This window comes from Flavobacterium sp. HTF (assembly GCF_003105115.1).
Taxonomy (GTDB): domain Bacteria; phylum Bacteroidota; class Bacteroidia; order Flavobacteriales; family Flavobacteriaceae; genus Flavobacterium.
On the sequence record NZ_QETH01000135.1, the window covers coordinates 1 to 8,225 of the forward strand.

An 8,225-nucleotide genomic window follows, 5' to 3' on the forward strand; every position below is an offset into this window, starting at 1 on the left:
TTTATCGTACACACCAGATTTCGCTCTTCAAAATCCTGCGTAAAATAAATTTCTATCAAACCTTTAATTTCTTTTACCTGCGGTTTTAAACCATGTTCAGCCTCCTGGCAATTTACATATTTTTGTGCCTGCATATTTTTCGTGCAGTGCCAAAATAGTATTTTCATTTATACAAAAGGCATATACTCTAATGTTAAACCCAATCAAATGATTATTCATATTTTAAATTAGTATTTTTTAAATAGATTTTAAAATGTATTCAGCATATATTTTGTCGATATATGGCCTCCCATGTGGGTTCAAATTCCAATTCGTCAAAGTCAAAAGTGTGTATGTCTTTTTCTTTATAAATACCATTGGAGAAAGTATCCTGGATGCCATTTGTAAAAGTCCAGTTTCCTGCTTTTTCAGGATATCCCCATCTTCTTGTTTTTAGCATTGTCGCTTTTGAGTTGATTTTTTCCGACAATTCTTTTATAATAGTTTTAGAATCAATTTTTAAATTTTTCGCTATTGCAACTACTATCAAATATCCGAATTTAATTTCACGTTTATTTTCAAAATCTCTTTCATTGGATATTTTGATGTAAATATCCGGAGGTGACTGTCTTTTCTCGCAAATTGTCCATATAGGCGACCAGAGTTCAAAATTAAGAAAGTAATTTTCAACGTTATTAATTGTTGTCCATTTCTCATGCGATTTTTCATCCCATTTAAGACGTCCGTGTTTTATTTCGGAATGATAAGTGAATTCTGTATTGTCTTTTTTAGAAATGCGTTTTTCAGGTTTGTATTTTATTGCCTTGATTCCGGTTTCTTTGCCGTTTTCGGTTTGCTTTATTAACAAGTCAAAATAAGGTTCGAAATCAGATTTCCAATTTGTTTTTATCCAGGGTGATTTATTCTCGTCAATTTGTCCAAAAATTAAATAGAAATCATAGACTTTGTTTTTCCAACTTGAATCGGCATTCGTCAGATTGTCGTAAAGGTCACCAAATTTATTTCCTAATTCCTTAAATAATTTCATGCTGTCTCGTTTTGTATTTATTCATTAGACTTTATTCTGTGCTAAAATAAGGAATTTATTAAGCCTTCGTAAAGCTCTGTAATTTTGTCAAACGGATTGAAGGCAGATTTGAACATTGATTGTATTTAATGTTCAGTTATCAAAGCTGTTAATATATAAACTTAATCAATAAAAAAATAAGCATAAAAAACTCCTTAATTTCTTAAGGAGTTTCTTGGTGGAGTGTCAGGGATGACAGTCGAACACTTGGTACCTGTTTTGTTATTTTTTTGAACATAATAGTATTTTTTAAGATGTTGAAGTGAGTTGAATAATTAATTCTGTTTAAAAAAAGTGCCAGCCCTTTTCAAATGAAAAAGGCTTGACACCAAACAAAAAATGAATGAAAAAAAATTTGGAAGCACGAAAATGACGTGGTGATGAAAATGGACAGATCCCTTTCATCATTTTCATTTTAGGGTGATATTAAAATTCAGAATATAATTACTATTCCGGTATCTTCTATTTTTCAGGTAAATTGCTTATTTAAAAAAATGCTGAATTTTTGAATTTCCAGCATTTTCCGTTAACTAAAACAAACAAAATATGAAGTCTTTATTTTCAAATCAAAGACCAAGAATAATTTCTTTCAACTGTATATCTGCTGTAAAAAATCATTGACCTGAGAAGGTTTTCTTCCCAGAATTTTTTCCATGTGCGGGCTTTCGCTATCCAGTTCTCCGATTCGAGCTGCCTGTGCAAATCCTGCCAGCATTTTTATCAGCATTCTTGGTGCACCTTTCTTTACGGCTGCATTTATAAATACTTTCGGATCGGGACTGAGATAGGTAATGTTGTGCCCTTTTATTTCAGAAATTTTCTGGGCAATTTCGGTAAAGGAAATACTGCCGCCAGAAATCTCATAAATCTTATTTTTATGACCCCGCGATATCAAAATAACCGCTGCGGTTTCTGCCATCTCGCTTCGGAGTGTGAAGGCAATTTTACCTTGGCCTGCAGGGAGAAAAATGCCGTCTTCTACAACTTTTTCTCCTAAAAATTCCGGAAGCATATCCATATACAAGGCATTCCTTAGTATTGTAAAATTCATGCCGCTGTTCATGATGGCAGTTTCTGTCGCCAAATGTGATTTTATAATAAAATAAATAGGCGAATCCCTGTCGTCACTTTTGTGCAGCTGGCTGGTATAATGGATATGCTTTATCCCGGCATTTTTAGCTGCCTTGACTACCAGTTTGTGCTGTATTGTACGATTCCTTACGTCACTACCGGAAACAAAAAGAAGTTTGTCTATACCTGAAAATGCTTTAAGTAAGGAATCATAATCTTCATAGTTTCCAAAAACAATATTAATACCCAAAGACTTCAGTTCAACTGCCTTGGTTTTGTCCCTTACCATTGCATAGATGTTTTTTTTCCCTGATCCATTATTGAGCAGGGCTTTCAGTACCCCTCTTCCAAAATGTCCGTTTGCACCGGTTACCAATATCTTGTCCATTTTTAAACTGAATTTATAAAAGTTAGAATGCGATAAAAAAACTGCATTTTACCGCATTACAGGAACTTGATTACTTAACGGTATAGTTTTTAATATCCATTTCTGCCAGTCTGAAATAGCCAAAAGCGTAATTTTTGCCATCAGTCTGATTGACAATATTACCGCGGACCGCACTTGGTATCGTTGGGAAAGGGCTGCCATCATTACCAGAAGCAACTATTAACCTGTACATATAATTGTAATAGCTTTTTGAAATTCCGTACAATCTTATGTCTATCTGGTCCCCAGCTTTTAAATCTTCAGAAGAATACGATTCCTGCATCATATTGCCATTAGTGTGCTCGTCATCTTCAACTTCAAGCTCTGGGAACGGCGTGTACGGCTGGGTAACACTGTTGAGGTAAGCATTTGCCTGACCTGCATCATCTTTATAGTAGAATGTTATTTCGATTTCATCACCGGTGTCACCCCCTTTATCGTTCTGATCAACATTCTCTTCAATTTTAGGAACGGGTGTTAATGTTTCCGATGCAGTATAGGTCTGACCATTTAAAACAATTTTTAAGTTATAGGTCTCGCCGATAACAGGAAGGAAATTGCTGCAGATATATTGCCCTGTTCCGGGAGTTTCTACAAATGTAAAGACCATATTTGACGCATTTGTCACAGTGACTACAGCTCCGGATACGGTTGGGAATTCTGGACTGTAATATCCTGTTGTAGTAGACAATACAATCTTTTGTTCGTTGCCCGGCGTATTTTTTACCCAGTCTATAGATGCATCTATAACCAGTCGTGGCGCTGCTGTATCAAGATCCACGGTAATAACATCTTCGCATCCTGTTAAAAACAGTCCAACGGATAGTATGAGAATTTTTCGTAATAGTTTCATTTTATATCTTTTTTAAAAGTCTATTATTTATTTTTTAAAATTTGAAGTTGTAGGTTACACTGGGAACAATACCAAAAATGGATGTTCTTCTTGTCTCACTTAATCCAGTATCTTCGTTCTGTCTAAAACTGTACGAGGCTGCATTGCTTCTGCTGTAAAGATTATAGATGCTGAAATTCCATTCACCCTGCCATCCTTTTTTCTTGTCGGGTTTAGGAGTATAAGTTGCTGATACATCTAAATGGTGGTATGCAGATAAAGAATCGTCATTTCTTGCTCCATAATTCGCAACAGTGATGCCCTGATATTGGTATTTTCCATTAGGGAACGTGGCAGCTTTTCCGCTCTGGAAAGTAAAAATACCTCCAAATGACCATTTCGGATTGAAAGCATATGCGCCCGTAATTGATAAATTATGCAATTTGTCATAATTTGCCCTGTACCATTTCCCATTATTTATACCCGGCTCATTTTCATTTCGGCCTGGTGTTCTTTGTTCTGCTTTAGAAATAGTATAGGAAACCCAGCCCGTCAGCTTTCCTGTATTTTTTTTAAACATCAATTCTAAACCATATGATCTTGCTTCTCCGTTTAAAAGCACTCTTTCTATAGCATCGATTCCAAGTAAATCTGCACCGTCAATATAGTCTGATTTGTTTTTTACTTTTTTATAGAACGTTTCTGCTTCCAGAGAATATTTATCGTCTTTAAAATTGTGAAAATAACCTAGTGCTACCTGGTCTAGAATTTCTGGTTTAAGATATTGGTCGCTAGGTGCCCAAATATCGAGCGGAGTTGCAGAAGCAGTATTGGAAATTAGATGAACATATTGGCTCATTCTAATGTAGCTGGCCTTTATTGATTGGTCATTGTTTAGCGAATAAGCAATGGCAAGTCTCGGTTCCAAGTTGTCAAAACTCGCTATCTTTTTGTTTTTCTTGTAGTTTATTGTTCCTGTTGGATCAGCCTCTTCATAAATTTGAAACTCCTGATTGAAAACAAGAGGCTGATTATTGGCATAGGTGTACACTTCCTGCGGGCCTAATCTTTGAAAGTTACTGTAGCGAAGTCCATAATTAAGGGATAATTTTTCCGAAAGGTTTTGTTCAGCACTGATATACACGGCATTTTCAAAGGCATACTTTTTGGCGATCTGGTCGGGATTGATGGCTGATCCTTCTCCAAACGGCCTGATTGTTCCAGGATTGAAACTGTAATAAATTGAATTTAGGCCGTAATTTAAAGTCAGATTATTTGAAAAATAATGTTTAAAATCATATTTAAAATTGTAATTTTTCACATCTGATTTCCAGTTAAGACCGACGGTTTTAACTTTAATCTGGTAATCATAATCACTGTAAATAGCAGATGCATTAGAGAAAATTTTATCTGAGAATATATGGTTCCATCTCAAATTAAAAAGCTTATTACCGTAGACGTTTATAAAGCTATTATTGAAATTTAAGTTGTCGTTACCAAAATAACCTGATACAAAAACATTATTTCTATCATTGAATTTGTAATTGAACTTGGCGTTCAAATCGTAGAAATAGGCTGAATTTGGTTCATCTGCCAGTTTCATAAAAAGATGTGCGTAAGATCCTCTACCTGCAACCACAAAAGAACTTTTATCCTTAACAATAGGACCTTCAACCAGCAATCGGCTTGAGACTATTCCAATGCCCCCGTTCACATGAAACTCTTTATTATTTCCTTCCTTTTGATAAATATCCAGAACTGATGATATGCGTCCTCCAAAATTAGCGGGAATCCCTCCTTTGTAAAGCTTTAGATCTTTGATTACATCGGAGTTAAAAACAGAAAAGAATCCGAATAAGTGCGAGGTGTTATAAACAACGGCCTCATCAAGCAGTACCAGATTTCCATCGACAGAACCTCCCCTGACATTGAAGCCCGACGCACCTTCCTGAGCATTTGTAACTCCGGGAAGCTGCAAAATCGATTTCAATACATCTACTTCGCCCAAAACGGCCGGCATCTTTTTTATCGTGGCGATAGACAGCTTGTTGGTACTCATTTCAGGCTTTCTGATGTTTGCTTTTGTTGTGTTGTTCTTGATTACAACTTCATCCAATGTTTTGCTGACTTCCGTCATCCCAAAGTTCCTTTTGGTGTTTTCTTCGAGCGTGATAGTTTCTTCAATATTATCAAAGCCCACGTAGCTTATGATAACGGTGTAGGTTCCCTTTGGCAGTGTCGTGGTATAAAATCCGTAAGAATTGGTAGTGATGCCTACTTTAGCTTCCGGGATGTAAATGTTAACGCCAATTAATGTTTCGGTATTGGACTCATTGGCTATTGTGCCACTAAGGGTAACTTTTTCCTGCGAATATGTATTGATTACAAAGGCAAAAAAGAGTAATAGAAAGGGTTGGATTCTGCTTTTCATTTATTAAAATTTAGGATTAAATGTTACATTTCCCGGCTAAAGTATATTTTTGTTGAACCCGCATATTTTATATATACAAAATGCGTTACTTTATATATTAAAGCAGCTTTTTCATATAGTAAAAAAATTGCACGCCAAGATTTCAGCGAAAGAAGGGGGCATTTTTAAGGCAAAAAACACATTAATTGAGCTATCCCTTTTTTTGGCTTGTATGTTACTATTTAGGCCCATAGAAAAGGTTTACTACATTAAAATCTTATTTTGGTATATTAATAAAGTGCTTTTGTATAGTAAAAATTTATATTTTTCACGTATTACTACATTTGCTGGAAAAACTAAAATAGTGCTATGAATAAATCTTTACCCAGAAAAACTATGGATACCAATTGGATGGTTGAGTTTTTCATTTCAGATAAATATCGCTTCCACCGCCATTTACTGCTAATCGCATTCAGTATCGTTGTTTTGTATTACAGTCCGCCGGACTATGTACAGCCTTTCGAGACATATAATAGGATAGTCATTTTCTTTCAGATAATTTTATTGGTCTACAGTAATATGTATTTTTTTGTGCCTAAATTTTTGTTGAGAAAAAAGTATCTGAATTATAGTCTTTCCGTGCTTTCAGGAATAGTTCTGGCATATATAATACATCAGGCTGCGTCTTATTATCTTAAGCCTTATCTGCTGCCTTACGAGGATGACGATATTAACTTTTTTACATATTCCTTTATGATCATGGTGCTTATTATTGCATCGGCAGCAATTAAATTATTCCAGCAATGGATATCTGATGCCCAGTTAATTCACGATCTTGAACTGGCAAAAGCTGGTGCTGAACTAGAACAGCTAAAGAATCAGATTAATCCACATTTTCTTTTTAATATGCTCAATAATGCTAATGTTTTAATTGAAGATGATCCTAAAAAAGCTTCACAGGTTTTGGTGAAGCTGAGCGACCTGCTTCGTTATCAGCTTTATGACAGTTCCAGAGATAAAGTTTTACTAACTTCAGAAATCCATTTTTTAGAAGATTTTTTAAATCTGGAAAAAGTCAGAAGAGATAATTTTAATTTTTTAATATCCAAAGAAGGTGAGTTGAGCGGTGTCCAGGTTCCTCCCTTATTGTTTATTTCATTTGTAGAAAATGCCGTAAAGCATAATAATGATTCAGCGAAATCATCCTATGTAAATTTGTTCTTTGATGTTCGCCGCACAGAGCTTTTTTTCAAATGCATAAACTCAAAACCCGCTGTAAAAGCAATTAGTAAGCCAGGGGGATTAGGTATGGCCAATATTCAAAGAAGATTGGAACTCCTGTTCCCTTCGACACATGACTTGAAAATAGAAGACAATTCGGAAACCTACTGCGTTACCTTAACTTTAAAATTATAAAATGAACTGCATAATAGTAGATGATGAGCCATTGGCAAGAAAAGCAATCCAAAAACTGGTGTATCAGACAGAAAATCTAGAGGTTATAGCTTCATTTAACGGAGCAGAAGTTACAAGGGAATTTCTGGCAAAAAACTCAGTTGATTTAGTGTTTCTTGATATTCAAATGCCGGGCGTGAATGGAATTGAATTTGCCAGAAATATTCCAAAAAAAACTCTAGTAGTATTTACTACGGCTTTTCATGAATTTGCTTCTGAGAGTTATGAAGTTGATGCTATTGACTATTTGATAAAACCTGTAAAATTGGAACGCTTTCAAAAAGCAGTCGAAAAGGCACAGACCTATTGCAAGTTATTTCATACTGATCATATAGAAAGTAATATAGAAAATATAACCGATGACTATATTTTCGTAAGGGCAGACCGTAGGATGTTTAAAGTATATTTTAGTGACGTTCTTTATATTGAAGGCTTAAAAGATTACGTGGTTCTTTATTTAGAAAATCAGAAAGTAATTACCCTGATGAATATCAAGACTATTCATGACTTACTTCCAAAAAGTTTCTTCGTCAGAGTTAGTAAATCTTATATAATCAATGTAAATAAGATAGATTCTATAGATAACAATACGGTATATATTGGAAAAAATGAAATACCAATTGGTAATATTTACAGAGATTTCTTTTTTAATGAATTTGTAACCAGGAAAATTTTGAACAAATAATATTTTTTTTGACTTTGTAACCAGCGTATTTAGATCTTTTGCAAAAACGTTAGTTTGTAAATATGGTGTTCGATGGCAACTTATATATAGAATTTATTCTTGCTTTCGCTAAATAAGATATAAACTATAAAACTCATGAAATGCACATAAAATAAAAAACTCCAAAATCAAATGACTTTGGAGTTTTTGGAAATCTGTGGGCGATGAGGGGTTCGAACCCCCGACCCCCTCGGTGTAAACGAGGTGCTCTGAACCAGCTGAGCTAATCGCCCTATTTTA

The 8,225-nt window shown here is 34.8% G+C and carries 6 protein-coding genes and 1 tRNA gene; 2 read left to right on the forward strand and 5 right to left on the reverse strand.

What is annotated here, in order from left to right; all coding sequences use genetic code 11:
- Positions 1-259: 259 nt before the first annotated feature.
- The 4 genes from DCO46_RS21505 to DCO46_RS21520 form a co-directional block, all read right to left on the reverse strand.
- Entirely contained in the window at positions 260-1,027 is a 768-nt protein-coding gene (locus DCO46_RS21505; RefSeq protein ID WP_116754530.1) for a hypothetical protein, read from the reverse strand.
- A gap of 628 nt (positions 1,028-1,655) precedes the next feature.
- A complete protein-coding gene (locus DCO46_RS21510) occupies positions 1,656-2,525 on the reverse strand; it encodes an SDR family oxidoreductase (protein ID WP_116754531.1) in 870 nt (289 codons plus the stop codon).
- Between the two features lie 70 nt (positions 2,526-2,595).
- Positions 2,596-3,417 carry a DUF4249 domain-containing protein gene (locus tag DCO46_RS21515; RefSeq protein ID WP_116754532.1) on the reverse strand — a complete coding sequence of 274 codons (822 nt, stop codon included), beginning with the start codon at positions 3,415-3,417 and terminating at the stop codon, positions 2,596-2,598.
- 34 nt (positions 3,418-3,451) lie between these two features.
- Positions 3,452-5,827, reverse strand: coding sequence for a TonB-dependent receptor (locus DCO46_RS21520; RefSeq protein WP_116754533.1), 2,376 nt, complete (start codon positions 5,825-5,827; stop codon positions 3,452-3,454).
- 348 nt (positions 5,828-6,175) lie between these two features.
- On the opposite strand from DCO46_RS21520, the gene DCO46_RS21530 reads away from it, so the two are divergent.
- Positions 6,176-7,222, forward strand: coding sequence for a sensor histidine kinase (locus DCO46_RS21530; protein ID WP_116754535.1), 1,047 nt, complete (start codon positions 6,176-6,178; stop codon positions 7,220-7,222).
- Between the two features lies 1 nt (position 7,223).
- Positions 7,224-7,946, forward strand: a complete 723-nt coding sequence (locus DCO46_RS21535) for a LytR/AlgR family response regulator transcription factor (protein ID WP_116754536.1) — start codon at positions 7,224-7,226, stop codon at positions 7,944-7,946.
- A 197-nt stretch (positions 7,947-8,143) separates the two neighbouring features.
- On the opposite strand, the gene DCO46_RS21540 is transcribed toward DCO46_RS21535, so the two are convergent.
- Positions 8,144-8,218, reverse strand: a tRNA-Val gene (locus DCO46_RS21540).
- Positions 8,219-8,225 lie beyond the last annotated feature (7 nt).